At 64.9% G+C, this 20,628-nt stretch carries 21 protein-coding genes; 9 read left to right on the forward strand and 12 right to left on the reverse strand.

Features of this window, described 5'->3' with window-relative positions; genetic code table 11:
- Positions 1-4 precede the first annotated feature (4 nt).
- Positions 5-1,528 carry a leucyl aminopeptidase gene (locus tag CH296_RS20530; RefSeq protein WP_094657654.1) on the reverse strand — a complete coding sequence of 508 codons (1,524 nt, stop codon included), beginning with the start codon at positions 1,526-1,528 and terminating at the stop codon, positions 5-7.
- Between the two features lie 117 nt (positions 1,529-1,645).
- Between CH296_RS20530 and gcvT the strand changes: the two genes are divergently transcribed.
- Positions 1,646-2,746, forward strand: a complete 1,101-nt coding sequence (gene gcvT, locus CH296_RS20535; protein WP_094685652.1) for a glycine cleavage system aminomethyltransferase GcvT — start codon at positions 1,646-1,648, stop codon at positions 2,744-2,746.
- Positions 2,747-2,787: 41 nt separating this feature from the next.
- Positions 2,788-3,891: a branched-chain amino acid aminotransferase gene (locus CH296_RS20540; RefSeq protein WP_032394421.1), complete on the forward strand. Its 1,104-nt coding sequence runs from the start codon at positions 2,788-2,790 to the stop codon at positions 3,889-3,891.
- Here the strand turns inward: CH296_RS20540 and CH296_RS20545 are convergent.
- Genes CH296_RS20545 through CH296_RS20560 form a run of 4 tightly spaced genes read right to left on the reverse strand, consistent with a single transcriptional unit; the run spans position 3,888 to position 6,980 of the window.
- Positions 3,888-4,649, reverse strand: coding sequence for an adenosylcobinamide-GDP ribazoletransferase (locus CH296_RS20545; RefSeq protein WP_094631660.1), 762 nt, complete (start codon positions 4,647-4,649; stop codon positions 3,888-3,890). The two genes, CH296_RS20540 and CH296_RS20545, sit on opposite strands and share 4 nt — an antisense overlap.
- Positions 4,650-4,651: 2 nt before the next feature.
- Positions 4,652-5,743, reverse strand: coding sequence for a nicotinate-nucleotide--dimethylbenzimidazole phosphoribosyltransferase (gene cobT / locus CH296_RS20550; RefSeq protein WP_373557293.1), 1,092 nt, complete (start codon positions 5,741-5,743; stop codon positions 4,652-4,654).
- 2 nt (positions 5,744-5,745) lie between these two features.
- On the reverse strand, positions 5,746-6,315 hold the full coding sequence (gene cobU, locus CH296_RS20555; protein WP_094657651.1) for a bifunctional adenosylcobinamide kinase/adenosylcobinamide-phosphate guanylyltransferase: 570 nt from the start codon (positions 6,313-6,315) through the stop codon (positions 5,746-5,748).
- Positions 6,316-6,320: 5 nt separating this feature from the next.
- Entirely contained in the window at positions 6,321-6,980 is a 660-nt protein-coding gene (locus CH296_RS20560; RefSeq protein ID WP_094685654.1) for a DUF3043 domain-containing protein, read from the reverse strand.
- A 100-nt stretch (positions 6,981-7,080) separates the two neighbouring features.
- On the opposite strand from CH296_RS20560, the gene CH296_RS20565 reads away from it, so the two are divergent.
- From CH296_RS20565 to CH296_RS20575, 3 genes are all read left to right on the forward strand, one after another.
- Positions 7,081-8,154: a glycerate kinase gene (locus CH296_RS20565; protein WP_094685655.1), complete on the forward strand. Its 1,074-nt coding sequence runs from the start codon at positions 7,081-7,083 to the stop codon at positions 8,152-8,154.
- A 65-nt stretch (positions 8,155-8,219) separates the two neighbouring features.
- On the forward strand, positions 8,220-8,585 hold the full coding sequence (locus CH296_RS20570) for an iron-sulfur cluster assembly accessory protein (RefSeq protein ID WP_032394417.1): 366 nt from the start codon (positions 8,220-8,222) through the stop codon (positions 8,583-8,585).
- 104 nt (positions 8,586-8,689) lie between these two features.
- Complete coding sequence (locus tag CH296_RS20575) at positions 8,690-9,664, forward strand: carbohydrate kinase family protein (RefSeq protein WP_032394416.1); 975 nt, start codon at positions 8,690-8,692, stop codon at positions 9,662-9,664.
- A 47-nt stretch (positions 9,665-9,711) separates the two neighbouring features.
- On the opposite strand, the gene asnB is transcribed toward CH296_RS20575, so the two are convergent.
- The gene (gene asnB / locus CH296_RS20580) at positions 9,712-11,640 is read right to left on the reverse strand and encodes an asparagine synthase (glutamine-hydrolyzing) (RefSeq protein WP_094685656.1); all 1,929 of its coding nucleotides are present in this window, start codon (positions 11,638-11,640) and stop codon (positions 9,712-9,714) included.
- Between the two features lie 224 nt (positions 11,641-11,864).
- On the opposite strand from asnB, the gene CH296_RS20585 reads away from it, so the two are divergent.
- Positions 11,865-12,944 (forward strand): cytochrome c oxidase subunit II, encoded by a 1,080-nt coding sequence (locus CH296_RS20585; RefSeq protein WP_032394712.1) that lies wholly within the window; start codon positions 11,865-11,867, stop codon positions 12,942-12,944.
- An 18-nt stretch (positions 12,945-12,962) separates the two neighbouring features.
- Positions 12,963-13,379, forward strand: coding sequence for a cytochrome c oxidase subunit 4 (locus CH296_RS20590; RefSeq protein WP_032394414.1), 417 nt, complete (start codon positions 12,963-12,965; stop codon positions 13,377-13,379).
- Positions 13,380-13,547: 168 nt separating this feature from the next.
- Here the strand turns inward: CH296_RS20590 and CH296_RS20595 are convergent, their stop codons facing one another.
- The 5 genes from CH296_RS20595 to CH296_RS20615 all read right to left on the reverse strand — a co-directional run bounded on the left by CH296_RS20595 (position 13,548) and on the right by CH296_RS20615 (position 18,571).
- Positions 13,548-13,823 (reverse strand): helix-turn-helix domain-containing protein, encoded by a 276-nt coding sequence (locus CH296_RS20595; RefSeq protein WP_032394413.1) that lies wholly within the window; start codon positions 13,821-13,823, stop codon positions 13,548-13,550.
- A gap of 230 nt (positions 13,824-14,053) precedes the next feature.
- Entirely contained in the window at positions 14,054-15,826 is a 1,773-nt protein-coding gene (locus tag CH296_RS20600) for a cytochrome bc complex cytochrome b subunit (protein ID WP_094685657.1), read from the reverse strand.
- Positions 15,823-17,031, reverse strand: coding sequence for a ubiquinol-cytochrome c reductase iron-sulfur subunit (locus CH296_RS20605; protein WP_256980523.1), 1,209 nt, complete (start codon positions 17,029-17,031; stop codon positions 15,823-15,825). Before CH296_RS20605 ends, CH296_RS20600 begins: the two co-directional genes overlap by 4 nt.
- Positions 17,028-17,876 (reverse strand): c-type cytochrome, encoded by an 849-nt coding sequence (locus CH296_RS20610; RefSeq protein ID WP_032394411.1) that lies wholly within the window; start codon positions 17,874-17,876, stop codon positions 17,028-17,030. Before CH296_RS20610 ends, CH296_RS20605 begins: the two co-directional genes overlap by 4 nt.
- Before the next feature lie 83 nt (positions 17,877-17,959).
- Positions 17,960-18,571 (reverse strand): heme-copper oxidase subunit III, encoded by a 612-nt coding sequence (locus tag CH296_RS20615; protein ID WP_032394410.1) that lies wholly within the window; start codon positions 18,569-18,571, stop codon positions 17,960-17,962.
- Between the two features lie 151 nt (positions 18,572-18,722).
- On the opposite strand from CH296_RS20615, the gene CH296_RS20620 reads away from it, so the two are divergent.
- Positions 18,723-19,199, forward strand: a complete 477-nt coding sequence (locus tag CH296_RS20620; RefSeq protein ID WP_094647673.1) for a hypothetical protein — start codon at positions 18,723-18,725, stop codon at positions 19,197-19,199.
- Positions 19,200-19,252: 53 nt separating this feature from the next.
- Positions 19,253-20,314, forward strand: coding sequence for an anthranilate phosphoribosyltransferase (trpD, locus tag CH296_RS20625; protein ID WP_094647675.1), 1,062 nt, complete (start codon positions 19,253-19,255; stop codon positions 20,312-20,314).
- 12 nt (positions 20,315-20,326) lie between these two features.
- Here trpD and CH296_RS20630 read toward each other — a convergent pair whose 3' ends face one another.
- Positions 20,327-20,602 (reverse strand): Lrp/AsnC family transcriptional regulator, encoded by a 276-nt coding sequence (locus CH296_RS20630; RefSeq protein WP_027497377.1) that lies wholly within the window; start codon positions 20,600-20,602, stop codon positions 20,327-20,329.
- Between the last annotated feature and the right edge of the window lie 26 nt (positions 20,603-20,628).

Raw genomic sequence — 20,628 nt, forward strand, 5'->3', positions numbered from 1 at the left:
GTGATCAGCCGTTCTCGACGATGTCCTCCAGGACCGCGAACATCGTCCGTACGGGAACGCCGGTGCCGCCCTTGCCGGTGTACCCGAAGGGGCCACCGGTGTTGTACGCCGGGCCCGCGACGTCGATGTGAGCCCATTCGACGCCGTCGGCGACGAATTCTTTCAAGAACAGAGCGGCAGCGAGCATTCCACCGGCCCGGCCGTTGGTGACGTTCGCCAGATCGGCCACCTTGGAATCGAGTTCGCGTCGAATCTCCTTCGGCAACGGCATCGCCCATGCGTTTTCGCCGATGGCTTGGGAGATCTCCGCGACGCGGTCACGGAAGTCCTCGGTGCCCATGACTCCCGGCGTTCGATTGCCGAGCGCGACCACCTGAGCTCCGGTCAGTGTCGCGGTGTCGATGAGGTAATCCGGATCGTCCTCGCAGGCCCGCACGATCGCGTCGGCGAGTACCAGTCGGCCTTCGGCGTCGGTGTTGATGACCTCGACGGTGATGCCGCCGTACTGGGTCAGTACATCGCCCGGACGCTGCGCAGTGCCCGACGGCATGTTCTCGGCCATCGGCACCGTCGCGATGACGTCCAGTGGCAGATCGACCTTCGCGGCCAGGATCACCGTCGCGATGACCGCAGCGGCACCGCCCATGTCGGAGGTCATGTTCTCCATGCCCGCAGCGGGTTTGATGGAGATTCCGCCGGTGTCGAACGTGATTCCCTTGCCCACCAGGGCGACCTTCTTCGCGCCTCGCTTCCCACCCGAGTGCGTCAGGCGAACCAGCCGCGGCAGGCGCGAAGAACCCTTGCCGACGCCGTGAATGCCGCCGTAGCCGTCCTTCTCCAGTGCCTTGTCGTCCATGATCTCGACCTTCAGGCCCGCTGCCGTGCCGAGGGCCTTGGCCTGCGCGGCGAACTCCTCGGGGTAGAGGTGGCTCGGCGGGGTGTTGACGAAATCGCGTGCCACGGCGACGGATTCGGCGATGGCGAGCGATCGTGCCAGCTCGTTCTTGGCGTCCTTGGAGCGGGTGTCGGGAACGAGCAACTCGACGCGCGCGAGTGGGAGCGCGTCGGACTTCGGTGCCGAGAGTGCCGATTTGAACTCGGTGAACTGATACGCGCCGAGAAAGAACCCTTCCGCGGCGGCACCGAGATCGAGCGCCGACAACGTGGTCGCTGCAGTGTCGACCCCCTTGAGCGAGCGTGCCGCGGTACCGGCCGACTGCCGGATCCGCTCGCTGTCGATGTCGGCGGCGCTGCCGAGGCCGACCGCCAGCACGCTGTCCACCGACAGGCCGGACGGCGCCGGAATGCGCACCAGCTCGTCGGCCTTTCCGGTGGCACCGACGGATTCGAAGGCGTCGAGTAGCGCAGCGGCGACGGCGTCGTCGGAAATGTCGTCGGTGATGGCGAGTTCGAGGCCGTCGTCACTGGTGCTCAGCGCGACTACGAGAACGTCGACTTTCTTGCCGAGCTTGCCCGCGAGGACCAGGTCGGGTCCGAGAGTGCGGGAAGGCGTCGAGGGTGAAGGCACGTGGCTGCTCCTGTAGGGGTTGACGTGTACGTACCTCGATCCTAGTGACGACGCGTCGAGGGACGCAGTCGGTCTGCCGGGCCCGCTACGGCCGCGATGTGAGCTAGCGTGACCGCCATGACCGACACCGAGCTGATCGAGGGACCACTTCACGCCGTGCACACCGAATTGGGCGCGACGTTCGCACCTTTCGGCGGCTGGACGATGCCGGTGTCGTACGCCGGAGTCGTCGTCGAGCACACGGCGGTGCGAGAAGCCGTCGGCCTGTTCGATGTGGGGCATCTCGGCAAGGCGTCGGTGACCGGGCCCGGAGCCGCCGCGTTCGTGAACTCCGTGCTCACCAACGATCTGGACCGAATCGAACCGGGCAAGGCGCAGTACACGTTGTGCTGCACCGAATCCGGCGGTGTCGTCGACGACCTGATCGCGTACTACGTCTCGGACGAGAACGTCTTTCTGGTGCCGAACGCAGCCAACACTGCGGCCGTCGTCGCGGCGATGGCCGAGCAGGCACCCGAAGGCGTGTCGGTGGTGAACCAGCACCGAGACTTCGGAGTGCTGGCCGTGCAGGGACCGAAATCGAGCGAGGTCCTGCAGGAGCTGGGCCTGCCGACCGACATGGACTACATGGCGTTCGAGGACGCCACCTGGAATTCGGTGGCGGTGCGGGTCTGCCGGACCGGATACACCGGCGAACACGGCTACGAGCTCGTTCCCCCCGCCGGAGATGTGGAACCTCTCTTTCGGGCACTCGTTGCTGCAGTGCGATCGCGCGGAGGGCAGGTGTGCGGGCTCGGCGCACGCGATACGTTGCGCACCGAGATGGGGTACCCGCTGCACGGACACGAACTGGCACTGGACATCTCGCCGCTCGAGGCGCGCTGCGGCTGGGCGATCGGGTGGAAGAAGGATGCGTTCTGGGGCAAGGAAGCACTGTCCGCCGAGAAGGCGAGCGGGCCGGCGCGCGTACTGCGCGGACTGAAGGCCCTCGACCGCGGTGTTCTGCGCCCCGGTCTCACCGTGCGTGTGTCGGGGCAGGACATCGGGACGACGACCTCCGGAACGTTCTCGCCGTCGCTGAAGATCGGAATCGCCCTCGCCCTGCTCGACGCGCAAGCCGCTCCGGAGGTGGGCACGGAGGTCGAGGTCGACGTTCGTGGGCGAGCGTTGCGCTGCGAAGTGGTCGCGCCGCCGTTCGTCGCAGCGAAGACCAGGTGACCGCGCGAGAGCGCAGCGACCTTGACGATAGTATCTCCGGCATGACAGGTGTTTCCGAGTTCGCGTACGTGCAGCATCCTTCTCCCGCCACTCCGGTGGAGCGCGACGCGGTGCTCGCTGCACCCGGTTTCGGAAAGCACTTCACCGACCACATGGTGTACATCGACTACACCCGTGACGGCGGATGGCACGATGCGACGATCGCGCCCTACGGACCGATCGAGCTCGACCCGGCCGCGATGGTGCTGCACTACGGCCAGGCCATCTTCGAGGGACTCAAGATCTACCGTCAGCCGAACGGCGACCTCTCGACCTTCCGGGTGCACTCCAACGCCGAGCGCTTCCGCTCGTCCGCCCGCCGCCTGGCGATGCCGGAGTTGCCGGACGAGCTGTTCATCGGATCGATCGAGAAGCTTCTCGAATTCGACCACGAGTGGGTCCCCGCAGCAGGCGGCGAAGACGCGCTGTACGTCCGGCCGTACATGTTCTCCACCGAGGCCGGGCTGGGCGTGCGCCCCGCCGACTCGTACCGCTACATGTTGATCGCCTCGCCCGCCGGCGCGTACTTCCCTCGAGGCGTCAAGCCGGTGAGCGTCTGGCTGTCCACCGAATACGTCCGGGCGGCGCCGGGCGGGACCGGTGCGGCGAAATTCGCCGGCAACTACGCCGCATCGCTTCTGGCGCAAGCACAGGCCAGCGACGAGGGATGCGATCAGGTGGTCTGGCTCGACGCCACCGAGCGCCGCTACGTCGAGGAAATGGGCGGTATGAACCTGTTCTTCGTCTTCGGCTCGGGCTCCGATGCACGCCTGGTGACCCCGTCGCTGTCCGGATCGCTTCTGCCCGGCATCACCCGCGACTCGCTGCTGGCCCTGGCGACCGACGCAGGCATCCCCGTCGAAGAGCGGCGGATCTCCACCGAGGAGTGGCGCAAGGGTGCCGACTCCGGCGAGATCACCGAGGTGTTCGCCTGCGGCACAGCAGCCGTCATCACACCGGTGGGCAGCGTCAAGTCCACCGAGGGCACGTTCGAGATCGCAGGCGGTGAGCCCGGCGAGATCACTCTCGCACTACGTGACACGCTCACCGGCATTCAGCGCGGAACGTTCGCCGATACTCACGGCTGGATGACCACGCTCCGCTAGCTCCCCAGGAGCAGGCCGACCGCGGCCAGTGCGGTGGTGGTCTCGATTCCGGCTCCGAGCACGTCGCCGGAGAGCCCGCCGAAGCGTCGGACGCAGTGACGAGTGAGAATCACCGCGACGGCGAGTGCGGCGATCACCACCAGCGCTCCCTGCCACGGTCGGTCGGGCAAAATGTACGTGAACATGGCCGTTGCCACGCCTGTCCACAACGCCACCACCGCGGTCGACTGAGTGCCTGCCACCAGCGCGCCGAAGCCGCTCGGTGTCGCCGCGTCGATCCCTCGGCGGCACGCGACCACTGCCGACACCCGTGCGATCACCGAGACGCACACGATGGCCCACCACATGTGCAACTGCGCGAGCTGGCCCAGGCTTGCGGCCTGTATCCCCAACACCAGAACAAGTGCTGCCACACCGAACGGGCCTGCACTGCCGGATTTCATGACTTCTCGCGCGCGCTCGGGAGGCCCGTAGCAGCCGAGTCCGTCTGCGGTGTCGGCCAAGCCGTCGAGATGCATACCCCGGGTGAGCAATGCCGAGGCGCCGACGGCGATCAGTCCGCCGAGCAGTGGTGACAGTCCGGCCGCGATCGACACCCACAGCAGCGCGGCGGAGATGCCACCGAGGGCGAGGCCGACGAGCGGCGCGAACGCGATCGCGCGTCCCGCGGAGTGTCTGTCGACGTCCTCCGGGCCGCGCACGGGCAGTACCGTCAGCCAGGAGAACGCGAGCAACACTCCATCGGCGCGCCTGCTCACGGTCAGGGATTTTCGGTACTGCTGTGAGCTTCGCTGTCGCCGGTGCTGACCCCGGCGTCGGCGAAGGTCGCCATCGAATTCAGAGTGCCGACACCCGCACGAACCAGAGACAACGCCGCCAGCGCACCCGAGCCCTCGCCGAGACGCATCTCGAGCTCCACGAGCGGTTCGAGACGCAAGTGCCGCAACGCAAGCGAATGGGCAGGCTCGGCCGAACGATGTCCGGCAACCCACCAGTTGCGCGCTCCGGCCGCTGCATCCTCGGCCACCAGAGCGGCCGCGGTCACCACGAGGCCGTCCAGAATCACCGGGGTTCGCCGATGCGCAGCCTGGGCGAGAAAGCCGGCGAGAGCCGCGATGTCGGCACCGCCCGCGACCCGGAGCAGGTCGGTGGGGTTCTTCGCGACCGGACGAGCCCTACGCATCGCATCCCGGATCGCCGCGGTCTTCCTGATCCACCCCGCATCGTCGATTCCGGTGCCGCGGCCGACAGCGGCAACCGGTTCGGTGTCGGTCAGGGTGGCGATCAAAACCGTTGCAGGAGTGGTGTTTCCGATGCCCATGTCGCCTGCGATGAGAAGATCCGCGCCGGCGTCGACTTCCTCGTCGGCGATGGCGGCTCCGGCAGCGACGGCGGCCCGAACCTCGTCCTCGGTCAGCGCGTCCTCGCGGTCGATGGATCCGCTGGACCGTCGAATCTTGAACGCGGACACGGAAGAATCGGTATCGGCGTCGACTGCGATGTCGACGACCCGAACCGCCGCACCGGCGATATCGGCGAGCACGTTCACCGCGGCACCGCCGGCGCGGATGTTCTCGACCATCTGGGCCGTGACTTCGGGAGGGTAGGCGGAGACCCCGTGCGCAGCGACGCCGTGATCGCCGGCGAAGACGACGACACGCACTCGTTCGAGAGACCGCGGCGGGCAGGCGTCCTGGCAGGCCGCGATCCACTCACCGAGCGTCTCGAGGCGACCGAGGCTGCCGGCGGGCTTGGTCAATTCCCGTTGCCGGTCCGCCGCAGCCGATCGAGCCGAGTCCGACGGAGCCGTCACCGGACGAAACGGCGTCGCCGAATCCTCTTCCGAAAGAATTGTCACACTGTGCCTTTCGCGGTTGTGAAGTCCGCCGGAGGTTCCTTGAGGGTCAGCGCGAGTCCCGCAACGACCAGCAGAACCCTGTCACACACTGTCGCGAGCCGAGAATTGAGCAAGCCCAGCTCGTCTCGGAAGAGGCGACCGGAACGGGATTCGGGCACCACGGAGAGGCCGACCTCGGGGCTGACGAGTACGAGAGGCGACGCGCATCGCGCGATCGCCCCGACCAGGTCGTCGACTGCCGGTGCGACGGTGCCGCGGGGGAGCTCCCAGGCCTGCGCGTCGTCGAGCATTCCCGTCAGCCACGTTCCGAGGTCGTCGACGACGGTGGTGCCGTCCCACGGCTGCGCGATGACACCGGCCAGTGACGTGACGGTTTCGACGGTGGACCAGTGATTGGGTCTCGACGCGCGATGAAGGTCGATACGGCGTTGCCAGTCCTCGTCGGTGGCGTCCCGCCTACCGGTGGCGAGGTAGCGAACCGGCTCGAGAACGGCAAGCGATTCGGCGTGCCCGGACTTGCCGGATCTGGCCCCACCGAGCACGAGAGTTCGAGTCGGTACGCCCACCGACGTCAGACGGCCTCGCCGGCGCTGACTCGCGGCTTGGGGGCGCGCATCTTGCGGATCTGGGACGCGCGGACGAATGCGTACCACCCGATCTTGAAACCACCGTCGGTGGTCTCGGGGAACTGCACCCGGATCTTGTTGTTGATCATCTTGCCGAGGTAGATGCCCTCACCGACCATGAAGAGCATCATCACGAACATGCCGAGGGTGACGTACTGCTGCACCTGAGGCTGCAGGAACAACGCGAAGATCAAGATCAACGCGAGCGGCATGAACAGTCCGACGAGGTTGCGCCGCGCGTCGACGATGTCGCGCACGTATGCGCGGACCGGACCCTTGTCGCGGGGGAGCAGGTACTTGTCGTCGCCCGCGAGCATGCGTGCGCGACGCTCGGCTGCGGCGGCGCGTCGCTCGTTGGAGGCGGCCTTGCGGTCTTCCTTGCTGCCCTTGTTCGCCTTGCGGCGCTCGCGTGCCTCTTTGCTCGTCAGCGGAGCAGGAGCAACCGGTCCACGACGCCGCGCCTCGGCGTCACGACGCTTGGGGGTCGGTCGGCCCTTACCGAGAGACACCGAAGAGGTCGCGTCGCTCCCGGCCGTCGTCGACTCGGATTCGTTCGAGTCGTTTCCGTCCGAATTGTCAGAGTTTCCACGGCGTAGCAGCTTCACGCACTCAGAGTATGGGATGGCTCGTCGGATTCGAACACCGGCCAGGTCAGCGACGAAACAGCGGATGCCGTTCCGTCGCTGCAGCCCTAGACTTCCGACGATGCGAGTGATGATTGCGCCGGATTCGTTCGGAGACACCCTGACTGCCGCGGCCGCGGCCGACGCCATCGCCAGGGGATGGGCGTCGGTTCGGGAGACCGACGAGCTCGAACTCGCCCCTCAATCCGACGGTGGCCCCGGCTTTGTCGAAGTACTGGCTTCCCGCATCGGCACCGTGCAGTTCGCGGATGTGGACGGGCCGCTCGGTAACCCGGTCCGAGCCGAATGGCTGCTCGACGGCACGGCGGCATACATCGAATCGGCTCAGGCCTGCGGACTGCATCTGCTCGACGGGCCGCCCACCCCACTGTCCGCATCGAAGGCGAGCAGCTACGGCGTCGGTCAGTTGCTCGGCGCGGCACTGGACAGCGGAGCCGAAACGATATTCGTCGGACTCGGCGGAAGTAGCTGCAGCGACGGTGGCCGCGCGATGATTCGTGCGCTGGGCGGACTCGGATCGGCAGTCGCCCGGTTGTCCGACATCGACCTCGTCGCCGCGTCGGACGTGGAGAATCCGCTGCTGGGCGACGCCGGTGCAGCCCGAGTCTTCGGTCCACAGAAGGGTGCCGACGCAGAGACCGTTGCTCGGCTCGAGGAGCTGAACGCCGACTGGGCGGCGGTCCTGTCCGCCGCGGGTTACGACGTGGCGGACCGGCCGGGTGCCGGGGCCGCCGGTGGTCTCGGGGCGGCGTTGTTCGCACTGGGCGGCAGGCAGCAGCCCGGGGCGGCTGTCGTGGCCGAGCGGACCGGCCAGCAAGAACTGTTGGACTCCGTCGACCTGGTGCTCACCGGTGAGGGCAAATTCGACTCGCAATCGCTGCGGGGCAAGCTGGTGACGAGAATGGCTGCCGCGGGCGGCGCGACCGGTATCGACACGATCGTGCTCGCGGGACAGGTCACATTGTCCGAGGACGAACTGGAATCGGCGGGTATCTCCGCTGCGCACTCGATCAGTGAGTTCGCAGGATCGGTGGAGCTGGCGATGTCCGACGCGGCGAACCAGCTCGAACAGCTGGCCGCGCGCGTAGCGGCCGACGTGGACGACACTGCCGTACAACCGAGGCGGCGAGCGTGAGGAATAGAGCCACCGGGAGTACGGTTGAGTAGTTCACGGGTTTGTACGACTGATAGGGAGAGCCCATGACCGTCTCGAACGAGGCCACAACGACCGAAACCACAGCGCACAAGGTCACCATGACGGAGACCGCGTCGACCAAGGCCAAGGCGTTGCTGGACCAAGAAGGCCGCGACGACCTCGCGCTGCGCATCGCGGTGCAGCCAGGTGGTTGCGCAGGACTGCGCTACCAGCTCTTCTTCGACGACCGAAGCCTCGACGGCGACCTCGCGGTCGACTTCAACGGCGTCACGCTCGCAGTGGACCGGATGAGCGCCCCGTACGTGGAGGGTGCATCCATCGACTTCGTGGACACGATCGAGAAGCAGGGCTTCACGATCGACAACCCGAACGCCACGGGATCGTGCGCGTGCGGCGACTCGTTCAACTGAGCTGACTCGTACTCGACTGTGACCGGTACACGCGTGCGTGTATCGGTCACAGTCGTGTCTGCCCAGCAGCTCTCCAGCACTCAAGAACCGAAAGGCCCTCCTTCGTGACTCTCGCGGTATCCGGCTCGATAGCGACCGACCATCTGATGCGATTCTCCGGACGGTTCGCCGAGCAGATAGTCGCCGACCAGCTCTCGAACATCTCGCTGAGCTTCCTGGTCGACGATCTGGTGATTCGCAAGGGAGGCGTCGGCGGAAACATCGCGTACGCACTCGGAGTTCTCGGCGGTGCGCCTCTTCTCGTCGGGGCCGTGGGACCGGACTTCGCCGAATACCGGACCTGGCTCGAGGAGCACGGCGTCGACTGCAGTGGTGTGAGCGTGTCCGCTACCGCGCACACCGCCCGCTTCGTCTGCACCACGGACGAGGACATGGCGCAGATCGCGTCCTTCTACCCCGGAGCGATGAGCGAGGCCCGTGATATTTCCATCGAGACGCTCGCGGCGCAGCACGAGATGGACCTGGTTCTGATCGGCGCGAACGACCCCGACGCCATGACAGCGCATACGGCCCAGTGCCGCGCTGCGGGTATCCCGTTCGCGGCCGACCCGTCGCAGCAGCTCGCCCGGCTCGACGCAGCGCAGGCGACCGACTTGATCGACGGTGCCGCGTACCTGTTCACCAACGAGTACGAATGGGCACTGCTGAAGCAGAAGACCGGCATGTCCGACGCGGACATCGCTGCGAAGGTGGAGCTACGTGTCACCACCCTGGGTAAGCGCGGCGTCGACATCGTGGCCAAGGGCGGCGAACACACCCACATCGGCGTCGTGCCCGAGACGAGCAAGGTCGACCCGACCGGCGTCGGCGACGGCTTCCGGGCAGGTTTTCTCACGGCACACATGGCCGGAGCCAGTATCGAACGCGCAGCGCAACTCGGTTCGCTCGTGGCCGTGCTGGTGCTGGAGACCACCGGCACTCAGGAGTGGGAGCTCAATCGCGACGACGCGATCAAACGTCTGACCGCGGCGTACGGTGCCGACGCGGGCGAGGAGATCGGGGCATTGCTCCCCGTCTGATGCCGATCTCGCCGCCCCGAGCCATCGGGGCGGCGAGGTGACCTCGATCAGATGTTGACCGGGTACTCCGGTTCGGCGATCTGCGGCACGATGCGTTTCTCCACGAAGATTCCGTGCCACACCATGAAGATCAGCAGGGTCCACAGTCGACGGCTGTGATCGGACCGGCCGGCGCGGTGGTCGTCGAGCATTGCGACGACGGCTGCCTTGTTCAGCAGGTGATCGGTCTGCGAATCGGCGATCTGCTGGTGCGCCCAGTCGAACAGTTCCGTGCCGCGGAGCCAATGGCGCAGTGGCACCGGGAATCCCAGCTTGGCGCGGTGCAGGACATGACCGGGAACGATTCCCTCCAGCGCCTGACGCAGAGCGTACTTGGTGGTGCTCTTGGTGATCTTCTGCTCGAGTGGGAGCTTCTCGGCAACCTTGTAGACCTCGGAGTCCAGGAACGGGACTCGCAACTCGAGTGAGTTCGCCATGGTGATCTTGTCGGCCTTGACCAGAATGTCGCCACGCAACCAGGTGAACAGATCCAGATGCTGCATGCGAGCCACCGGATCCCATCCCTGCGACTGCGCGTAGATCGGGGCGGTGACGTCCTGATGGGTCCATTCGGACCGGAACTCGCGCAACACCGAGCGCAACTGCGCGTCGTTGAAACTGCGAGCGTTGCCGTAGTACCGCTCTTCGAGGGTCATCGATCCGCGGTTGAGCAGGCTCTTGCCGCGCGTGCCCTCGGGGATTCGCTCGCTCAACGAGCCGGCCGCTCGTCGAAGGAAGGCGGGCAGCGACTCGAACGGCTTCAACGACAGCGGTTCGCGGTAGATGGTGTATCCGCCGAACAATTCGTCCGCACCTTCACCGGACAGCACGACCTTCACGTGCTTGCGTGCTTCCTTGGCGACGAAGTACAGCGGCACCAAGGCGGGGTCGGCCACAGGATCGTCCAGATACCAGACGATCTCGGGAATGGATGCCGCAAATTCTTCGGGCCCCACGACCTTCACGATGTGCTTCGCTCCGATGGCGGCCGCGGACTCCGCCGCCACGTCGACCTCGGAGTAGCCCTCGCGCTCGAATCCGGTGGTGAACGTGATCAGGTCGGGATTGTGGCGAATCGCCAGAGCTGCGATGGCCGTCGAATCGATGCCGCCGGACAGGAACGAGCCGACGGTGACGTCGGCGCGCATGTGTTTGGCCACCGAATCTTCGAGTGCCTCGGCGATTTCCTGGTACCGCGCCTTCTCGGTGCCCGGCGCGAACGGCTGCACCGGGAACTTCGGTGTGAAGTAGCGGGTGATCTTCGGCGTCGTACCGGGGGACAGGGTGGCGTAGCAACCGGACTCGAGCCGCCGAACGCCTGCGTGCAGGGTCTCGGGCTCGGGGACGTACTGCAGAACGGTGTAGTGCTCGATGGCGCGCGGGTCGAGATCGGTGTCGACACCGAGCAACTCCATCAGCTCGAGCACGCTCTTCTTCTCACTACCGAATGCGGTGCCACCCGGACCGGTGGCCAGGAACAGCGGCTTGATGCCGAAGGGATCGCGAGCGACGAACATCTCACGGGTCTCGGTGTCCCAGACGGCGAATGCGAACATGCCCCGAAGCCGCTCCACAGCGGCAGCACCCCAGTAGTGAAACGCTGCGACGATGGACTCGCTGTCACCCTCGGTGCTGAACTCGGCACCGTGCTCGCATGCCAGTTCTGCGCGCAGTTCCAGATAGTTGTAGATCTCGCCGTTGAAGACGAGCGCATACCGGTTCGGCGACTCCGGCGGACCCCAACGCATCGGCTGATGCGAGTGTTCGATGTCGATGAAGGACAACCGATTGAAGCCGTAGACGACGTCGTCGTCGTGCCAGGTGCCACCGGGCTCGTCCGGGCCGCGGTGTCGCATGCAATGGGTCGCCGAAGCGACGAGTTCGACTCCGGCGGCGGTCGTTCCGTGAGACGTGAGTACTCCGAGCAGTCCACACACGGCGTCTGCTACCTCTTCTCGCAGTTGGGGACAGTGCAGGGGTCCTGGTCTCCGCGAGCGTCGTCAGCGGGACTGTAGATCAGGATCCGAGTATGCCGCAGACACGCTCGGACGTAGGTAACGACCCAAGGGTGGTTCTCCTCCGGCTTTGGTCTACGCTGCGTAGTACTCGGGCATCTCCATGTGGAAGCCCTTATTCTTCAGTGGTGGGCAATCAGGAAGGCGTGAACGTGGCGCAGAGTCGGATCCTTCGGCGAGCGGGGCTGACAGCATTTCTCGGTGTAGCCGCGTTGATGCTGTCGGGCTGTTCCATCAGCAGCGACAACGTACTCAATTTCGGTTTCGCCTCGGGCGTCACCCCTCAGGGGCGACGCATCGGCGACCTGTGGACGTGGTCGGTCATTGCAGCCCTGGTCATGGGCATCATCGTGTGGGTTCTCATCTTCTGGGTGGTGCTGTTCCACCGTAAGAAGAAGAGCTCACCGGAGTTCCCTCGCCAGACGGCGTACAACGTTCCGCTCGAGCTGTTCTACACGGCGGTTCCGTTCGTGATCATCGCGGTGCTGTTCTACTTCACGGTCGTGGTGCAGAACTACGTCGACGAGAAGCAGGCAGATCCCGATGTCCAGGTGGATGTCACCGCTTACCAGTGGAACTGGAAGTTCGGATACCGGACCATCGACCTCAAGGACGGTGCCGCCAAGTACGAGGGCACCGACGAGGAAGAGCAGGCTGCAGCCGAGGCCGCGGCAACCCCGGGCGAAGGTGCCGAGGGCAGCGAGGACGGCGAATTCGTTCCGGGACCGATCAACGGAGCTTCCACGCAGGATCTGTCGTACCTGCACTACAACAAGATCGAAACGGTCGGATCCAGCGACGAGATCCCGGTTCTGGTTCTGCCGACCGGCAAGCGCATCGAGTTCGTGCTCGCGTCCTCGGACGTCATCCACGGATTCTGGGTTCCGGAATTCCTGTTCAAGCGCGACGTCCTCCCGAACCCCGAGGAGAACCACTCCGACAACGTCTTCCAGATCAGCGAGATCGAACGCGAAGGCTCCTTCGTCGGACGGTGCACCGAGATGTGCGGCACCTTCCACTCGATGATGAACTTCGAGGTTCGTGCAGTGTCTCCGGAGCGGTTCGAGCAGTACATCGAGCTGCGCAAGCCCCTGTCCGAGGGCGGAGATGCACTGACCAATGCGCAGGCACTCGAAGCCATCGGCGAAAGCCCCCTCGCAACGAGCACCTCGCCGTTCTCTACCGACCGCACCCTCCGAACAGCCGCTGTCGCTGAAGGCAACTGACCAAGGAAGCATGCTGATATGAAAATCGAAGCCAAGATCTTCGAAATCCTCACTGTCTTCTTCCTCCTGGTCGGCATCGTGTACACGTTGTTCACGGGCCTGAGCCGCACAGGAGTGGAGTGGGCCGGAGTCACCGCGATCTTCCTGTCGGTGGGTCTGACGCTGATCATCGGCACCTACTTCAGGTTCGTCGCCCGACGCCTCGATACGCGCCCGGAAGACTTCGACGACGCCGAGGTGAGCGACGGTGCAGGCGACCTGGGCTTCTTCAGCCCCGGCAGCTTCTGGCCGATCGTGCTGGCAGCCTTTGCAGCCGTCACTGCCATCGGCTTTGCCTTCTTCCAGCCGTGGCTCATCGCTCTGGGCGTCTTCTGTGTCATCGCCGCGGCCGCAGGTTTGGTCTTCGAGTACCACGTAGGTGCCGAGCGCCACTGACTCCACCAGCTCCACCCGACAAGGGCCCTGGTCGTTCTCACGAACGATCAGGGCCCTTTTCTGTAGTACACGCACAGGCCGGTCCGGATGCTCGGCTCACGGCGGCTGTGACGTCGACGGAGCTATGAACTCGGGAGGTGTAAGCGGGAGGCGCACCACGGGGGACAGTCAGGAGACGTCGGCCTCCGAGTGGGTCCGACCGGAACAGGACGTCGAATCGGCAAGCGAGTCGAGGGAGATGTCCAGCGCACCGCACAATGCGGCGACGGTGAAGAACGCCGGCGTCGGAATCCGGCCGGTCTCGATCTTCCTCAGAGTTTCGACCGAGATGCCGGCCTTGTCGGCAACCTCGGTCATGGTTCGGCCACCACGGGCAAGACGGAGCGCAGAGCCGAGCCTGGCACCTCGGGCGAGTTCGCCGGGGGTGAGGGGAATGCGGACCATGAGACCGATAGTAATACCGGTTCGTCGAGAACCCGCGAGCCGAGATCGGCCGATACAGCGAGTGGGTCGTCCGCCGGTGGGGGAGGGGAGGGCCGCTCGGGACTCTCGCGGATCCTCAGCCGTCATGCTCAGGACAGCGAGCCCAGGCTTTGGGTCCGGATGGTGTCGGCAGACAAGAAAAGAGGGCGACACCGTTGCCGGTGCCGCCCTCTTTCGGACTCTGTCAGATGTCAGTGTTCTCTGTCGTTGTCACTTCGACCCGAAGCAATAGCAGCGTCCTCGTCCGAATGAAGTCCATTGCCGTTGCCGTTCGCGTGGCCATTGCCATTGGCATGGCCGTTCGAGTGGCCGTTGCCGTTCGAGTGACCGTTACCGTTCGCGTGGCCGTTGCCGTGAATGCCCGCCTGGTAGTTGCGGAGCATCGTGAGCTGCTCGTGTTCACCCTTGTGGAGGGCATCTTCGAGAGCCTTGCTCTGTGCCACCGGATCCGGACTGAACAGCGATCCCGAGCCAGGCTTTCCGGCCGAGCCGAGCTTGTTCATCTTCTTCGGTACGGGTGCGCCCTGGTAGTCGAGGGGGATCGGGTGTCCGTGATCGTCGACCGGTCCGAGCGGCTGGTGGATTTCCACGTACTGGCCGTGCGGGAGGCGCTTGATGATTCCGGTTTCGATGCCGTGCTCGAGAACTGCCCGGTCACTGCGCTGCAATCCGATGCAGAATCGGTACGCGATGAAGTAGGCGAGCGGAGGCATGGTGAGAATTCCGATACGACCGATCCACGTCATCGCGTTGAGCGAGATGTCGAACTTGTACGCGATGAGGTCGTTGATGCACGAGAGCGTGAGGATCACGTAGAAGGTGAGAGCCATCGCGCCGATCGCGGTACGCACCGGAACGTCGCGGGGACGCTGCAACAGGTTGTGATGCGCAGTGTCTCCGGTGAGACGCTTCTCGATCCAGGGGTAGGCGATCATCACGGTGAAGACGAGACCCATGATCACTGCCACCCAGAACACTGCCGGGATGGTGTAGCGCCCAGCGATGTATATCTCCCAGGCAGGCCACAGTCGGGCCATGCCGTCGGTCCACATCAGGTAGAAGTCGGGCTGCACACCGGCCGACACTTGCGACGGGTTGTACGGTCCGAGATTCCAGATCGGGTTGATCTGGAGCAGTCCGCCCATTGCTGCCAGGATGCCGAAGGTGACGGCGAAGAAGGCACCGGACTTGACTGCGAAGACCGGGAGAATACGAACGCCGACGACGTTCTGTTCCGTGCGGCCCGGTCCGGGGAACTGGGTGTGCTTCTGGTACCAGACCAGAGCCAAGTGGGCCGCGATCAGGGCCAGGATGATTGCCGGCAGCAGAAGAACGTGAGCGACGTACAGGCGCGGGATGATGATCGTGCCGGGGAAGTCGCCGTCGAAGATGAGCCAGTGCATCCACGTACCGATGATCGGGATGCTCATCGTGATGCCACCCAGTGCGGCGCGGAGGCCGGTGCCGGAGAGCAGATCGTCGGGCAGCGAGTAGCCGAAGAAGCCCTCGAACATCGCGAGGATGAGCAACAAGCAGCCGATGACCCAGTTGGCCTCGCGCGGGCGACGGAACGCGCCGGTGAAGAAGATGCGCATCATGTGCACGATGATCGAGGCGGCGAACATCAGAGCCGCCCAGTGGTGAATCTGTCGCATGAACAGACCGCCGCGAACCTCGAACGTGATGTCGAGAGCCGTTGCGTACGCCCTGGACATCGTCACACCGTTGAGCGGGGTATACGCACCGTCGTACACGACCTCGCTGAGCGAGGGGTCGAAGAACAGGGTGAGGAACACGCCCGAGATCAGCAAGATCACGAAGCTGTACAGCGCGATCTCACCGAGCAGGAAGGACCAGTGGGTGGGGAACACCTTGTTGATCTGGCGCCGTAGCCCAGGTGCCAAGTGATAGCGACTGTCTACGCCGTCGGCCTGCTTGGCGGCGAGGTTTTGCAATGTACTCATGAGTCACGCTCCGGACGACGTTCCCAGAAGGCGGGTCCCAGTGCTTCGGTGAAGTCTCCCGAAGCGACGAGGAATCCCTCTTCGTTGACAGTGATGGGAAGTTGGGGCAGCGCACGCGCAGCCGGTCCGAAGATCGGCTTGCCGTACTCGAGCGCGTTGAACTGCGACTGGTGGCAAGGGCAGAGAATTCGGTTGGTCTGCTGCTCGTACAACGATGTCGGGCAACCCAGGTGCGTGCAGATCTTGGAGTAGGCGAAGTAATCGCCGTAGTTGAAGCTTTCTTGACCCTTGCGCTTGACGACGTTGCTGGCGGCGTCCGGGCGAAGGCGGATGAGCATCACCGAGTTGCGAACACCACGCAGGGATACGAGCAGGTCGTGCTCGCTCTCGCGATCCGCTTCGCGGAACGGGAAGACGGTCTCCATGGCACCAGCGTCCAAGTCCTCGGGCCGAACGAGAACGACATCTTCCGGTCGCCCGGTGTCTCGTCGGAGGTAGATGGTCTCTCCATCGTAGCGAGGAGTCCAGCCGGATACCCACAACGGCGAATCTTCGCCCTTCGCCCACGGGTTCTTGATCAGGCCGCCCAGGGGGAGAAGCGCCATCACACCGAGTGCGCCACCACCGAAGACCAGCGACCGCTTGATCACCTTGCGACGACCGATGGTCGACGTGTCGAGGGAGTCGCCCAGCTCCGCCACGAGCGTCTTGCGATCCGTCTCCGACGAACCGCCGTCGTGACGGTCCTGGATGGAGACCTCTTCGGGGATGAACTTCTTGGTGAACTGCACCGCGCCGACACCGACCGCGAGGATCGCCAGACCCATCGTCGCGCCGATGAGCGGGGTGTAGAGCGAGTAGGCAATGTAGTTCTCTTCGCCGATACCGGCGTACTGCCACGGCCAGAACAGGTAGATACCGATGAACGCGACCGCAGCGAGACCGGCGATCGAGAACCAGATGGCGACGCTGCGCTCGGCGCGCTTCTCGGCGCGGGTACCTTCCACTGCCCAACGGTTGCGGCGGAAAGCGACGTCGACACCGTCGAGGTTGGTGCCCAGTTTGACCAGGTCGTCGCGGCTGAGCGCGGCGAGTTTCTCGTCGGTGTACTTCTTGTCCGCGTTCACGCCTTCGGCACCGGGCGCATCCTTGCGTCCGGATTCGTCGTTGTTCGCGTCCTTACGGCCGGAATCGCCGTCGGTCATGATCTAGCTCCGATCCACAAAGTTGCTCCGACGACGGCGATGATGCCGACCGTCCAGATAGCGATCATCTCGGTACCGGGACCGAAGCCGCCGATGCTCCATCCGCCTGCGGGCAGCGTCTCGGTGGACGACTTGATGTAGGCGATGATGTCGGACTTCTCTTCCAGCGTCAGCTGGCGATCGGAGAACTTCGGCATGTTCTGAGGACCCGTGACCATCGCGGTGTAGATCTCTTGCTCGTTCGCGGGTCCGAGCGGGGGTGCGAACTTACCCGAGGAGAGAGCTCCGCCGAGGCCCGTGAAGTTGTGGCAGGAGGCGCAGTTGAGTCGGAACAACTCGCTTCCGCGTCCGATGTCGTCGCCGCGCAGTGACTCCTGAGCGATCTCGCCGTTCTCGTCGAGGATGACCGTCGGTCCGCCACCGTTGGCCTGGATGTAGGCACCCAGCGCGTCGATCTGCTTGTCGTTGAACTTCGGCGGCTTGCGCAGCGCCTGCGCCTCGTTGCGGACGGCAGGCATGCGGCCGCTCGACACCTGGAAGTAGACAGCCGCTTCGCCGACGCCGATGAGGCTCGGTCCGCGATCCTGAACACCCTGCAGGTTGGCTCCGTGGCACGTGACGCAGGACGTGTCGTAGAGCTGCTTGCCCTCGCGGATCAGCGCTGCCGAATCGGTATCGGCGGTCGCGACCTGCGGAGCCGGCGTCAGAGCCGAGGCGAGGAATCCTGCGCTCAGAAGGCCCATCATCAGAACGAGCGCACCGGTGATGCGTCGGCGCGTCTTACGCTGCCGTCTCGTCTTGGAGGCGGCGTTGTCGTCGGATGCTGCTGGGGGAGATGAACTCATCTTCTATCCCTTGTCGTGTCGGGACGGACCGAACGTCGGGGGCTGAATCCGTTCGCTCGTTATCTTTGGCGTGCTGACTGTCACTAGCGGATGAAGTAGATCGTTGCGAAGAGGGCAATCCAGACGATGTCGACGAAGTGCCAGTAGTACGAAACGACGATGGCGGCGGTGGCCTGTGCTGGCGTGAACTTGCTGACCAACGTTCTGGTGATCAGGAAGACGAAGGCGATGAGTCCGCCGATCACGTGCAGTCCGTGGAAGCCGGTCGTGATGTAGAAGACCGAGCCGTACACGCTGCTCGAGATCGTCGTGCCCTCGTGCACCAGGTGGTAGTACTCGTACGCCTGGCCGGCCACGAAGAACGTGCCCATCATCAGAGTGATGATGTACCAGCGGCGGAGTCCGAAGACGTCACCTCGCTCGGCGGCGAACACACCCAGCTGACAGGTGAACGACGATGCGATCAGCACCGCGGTCACCGGCACAGCGAGAGCGAGGTTCAGCTCCGTCGGCTCGGGCGGCCAGATTCCATTCGCCTGGGCGCGTGCGACGAAGTACATCGCAAACAGTCCGGCGAAGAACATGAGTTCACTCGACAGCCACACGATCGTGCCGACGCTGACCATATTGGGACGGTTCAGCGAGTGCACGCGTTGGGTGATTGCCGATCCTTGAGTCCCTACAGCGCTCGTCACAAAGAGAAGTATGACCCGTCGTAGTACGGAAGGCATATCCGGGTCCGCTCTTGGCGCGTCGTGTCGGAACGAATCCGGGTCCGTCCTTGTTCCCGTGCTGGTGAGAGCCCCTGTACGGGCCGGTAGGGTCCAGTCGTGCAAGGCTGGCCTCATGGCAAAGCGCACAGAGGGTGGATGGTTTCGGAGACTGTTCTCGCGATCGACGGCAGAACCTCTGGACCCCACCCGTGACGACCTCGTGACAGTGGCGAGTTGCTTCGACGATGCACAGGCGTGTTCGGCCGTGCTCGACGAAGCAGCGAGGACCCAGCCGGTGTGGACGGAGTCGGCGGACGTGGTGCTCCGGCATCATCTGGTGTTGCCCTCGGACCAAGTCGAGGACGCTGCGGCGGTCGCGGCTCAGGACGGCTACGAGGTGGGACCCGTCGTCGATCTACCTGAGAGCCCCGGTTACCGCCCTCGGGTCGACGACGGCGTGCCTCTGGTACTGCAACGTGTTCAGGTGCTCGACGCCTTGCACTGCTCACAGGAGCGTTCTCGCATGGCCGGGCTCGCCCAGCGACGAGGGGGAGCGGTACTCGGGTGGGACGCACTGCAGCCTGCGCAGCCCGGCGCAGCGTCTGGCTAAGCTTCCACCGCACCGTACGGGCATCGACGGCAGAAGGGCACGGCACAACCACCATGACCGCACCGACCAGTGACGAGCAGCCGCGAACGTGGCGTCGAATTCTCGGAGCGTTGACCACGTACTCCGACCTGTCGAGCGCCGACACCGGTTGGGTGATGGACGAGATCATGTCCGACAACGCCACAGCCGCGCAGATCGCCGCCTTCGGGGTGGCGCTGAAGATGAAGGGCCCGACGCCTGCGGAACTGGAAGGTCTCGCCGAGTCGATGCTCTCGCACGCCCTTCTCGTCGAGACCGACCGTGACGCCGTCGACGTCGTCGGAACCGGCGGTGACGGAGCCGACACCGTGAACATCTCCACGATGGCCGCGATCGTCGTCGCCGCCAGTGGTGTACGAGTGGTCAAACACGGCAACCGCGCAGCGTCGTCCAAGAGCGGAACGACCGATGTGCTCGAAGCGCTGGGAGTGCACGTGAACCTGGGCGCTGCCGGAGTCGCGTCGAGCGTCGAGCAGGTCGGTATCGGGTTCTGCTTCGCCCCGATCCATCACCCCGCGCTGCGTTTCTCCGGTCCCGCCCGCAAGGAGATCGGGATCCCGACGGCGTTCAATGTGCTGGGCCCGCTGACCAACCCCGGCCGCCCCCGCGCCGGACTGATCGGCTGCGCCTTCGAGAATCTTGTCCCCGTCGTCGCGGGCGTATTCGCCCAACGCGGCAGTTCGGTGCTCGTCGTGCGCGGTGACGACGGCCTCGACGAGATCACCCTGTCCACCACGACCACCGTGCACGTGGTGTCCGACGGGGCCGTCACCGTCGAGACGATCGACCCGGTCGACTACGGAATCGCCCGAGCGCCCATCGACGCACTCAGAGGCGGAGACGCAGAATTCAACGCGGCCGTGGCGCACCGAGTGTTCGCCGGTGAACACGGCCCCGTCCGCGACGCGGTACTGCTCAACGCTGCCGCAGCAATGGCAGCGCACCACGGCGTGTCCGACGACCTCCACGCCCGGATCGAAGCCGGATTGGTCACTGCCGCAAAGACAGTCGATTCAGGCGCGGCAGCACAGCTACTCGCCGACTGGGGTCGATGCACCACCGAACTCGCCGACTGACACCGAACGTGCCTATTCGCCTATCGAGAACCCCGCATCGACATCGGCACTCGAATAGGACTGGAACGCAATGTGAGTGGTGGTGCTGCGCACACCCCTCACTCGATTGATGTGCTTGGTGATGACCTCTGCGATCGAAGCATGATCGCGAACCTTGACGATGGCGATCAAATCGACATCCCCAGCACACGAATAGACCTCCGACACCCCGTCGACATCGGCCACGGCCTGCGCCGCCTCCGGAATCAGATCGGCCTCGGCGTCGATCAAGACGATGGCATTGATCATCTGTGCTCCTCCCGCATCTCGAGCTC

The sequence above is a fragment of the Rhodococcus sp. 14-2496-1d genome (genome assembly GCF_002259365.1).
Classification (GTDB): domain Bacteria; phylum Actinomycetota; class Actinomycetes; order Mycobacteriales; family Mycobacteriaceae; genus Rhodococcoides.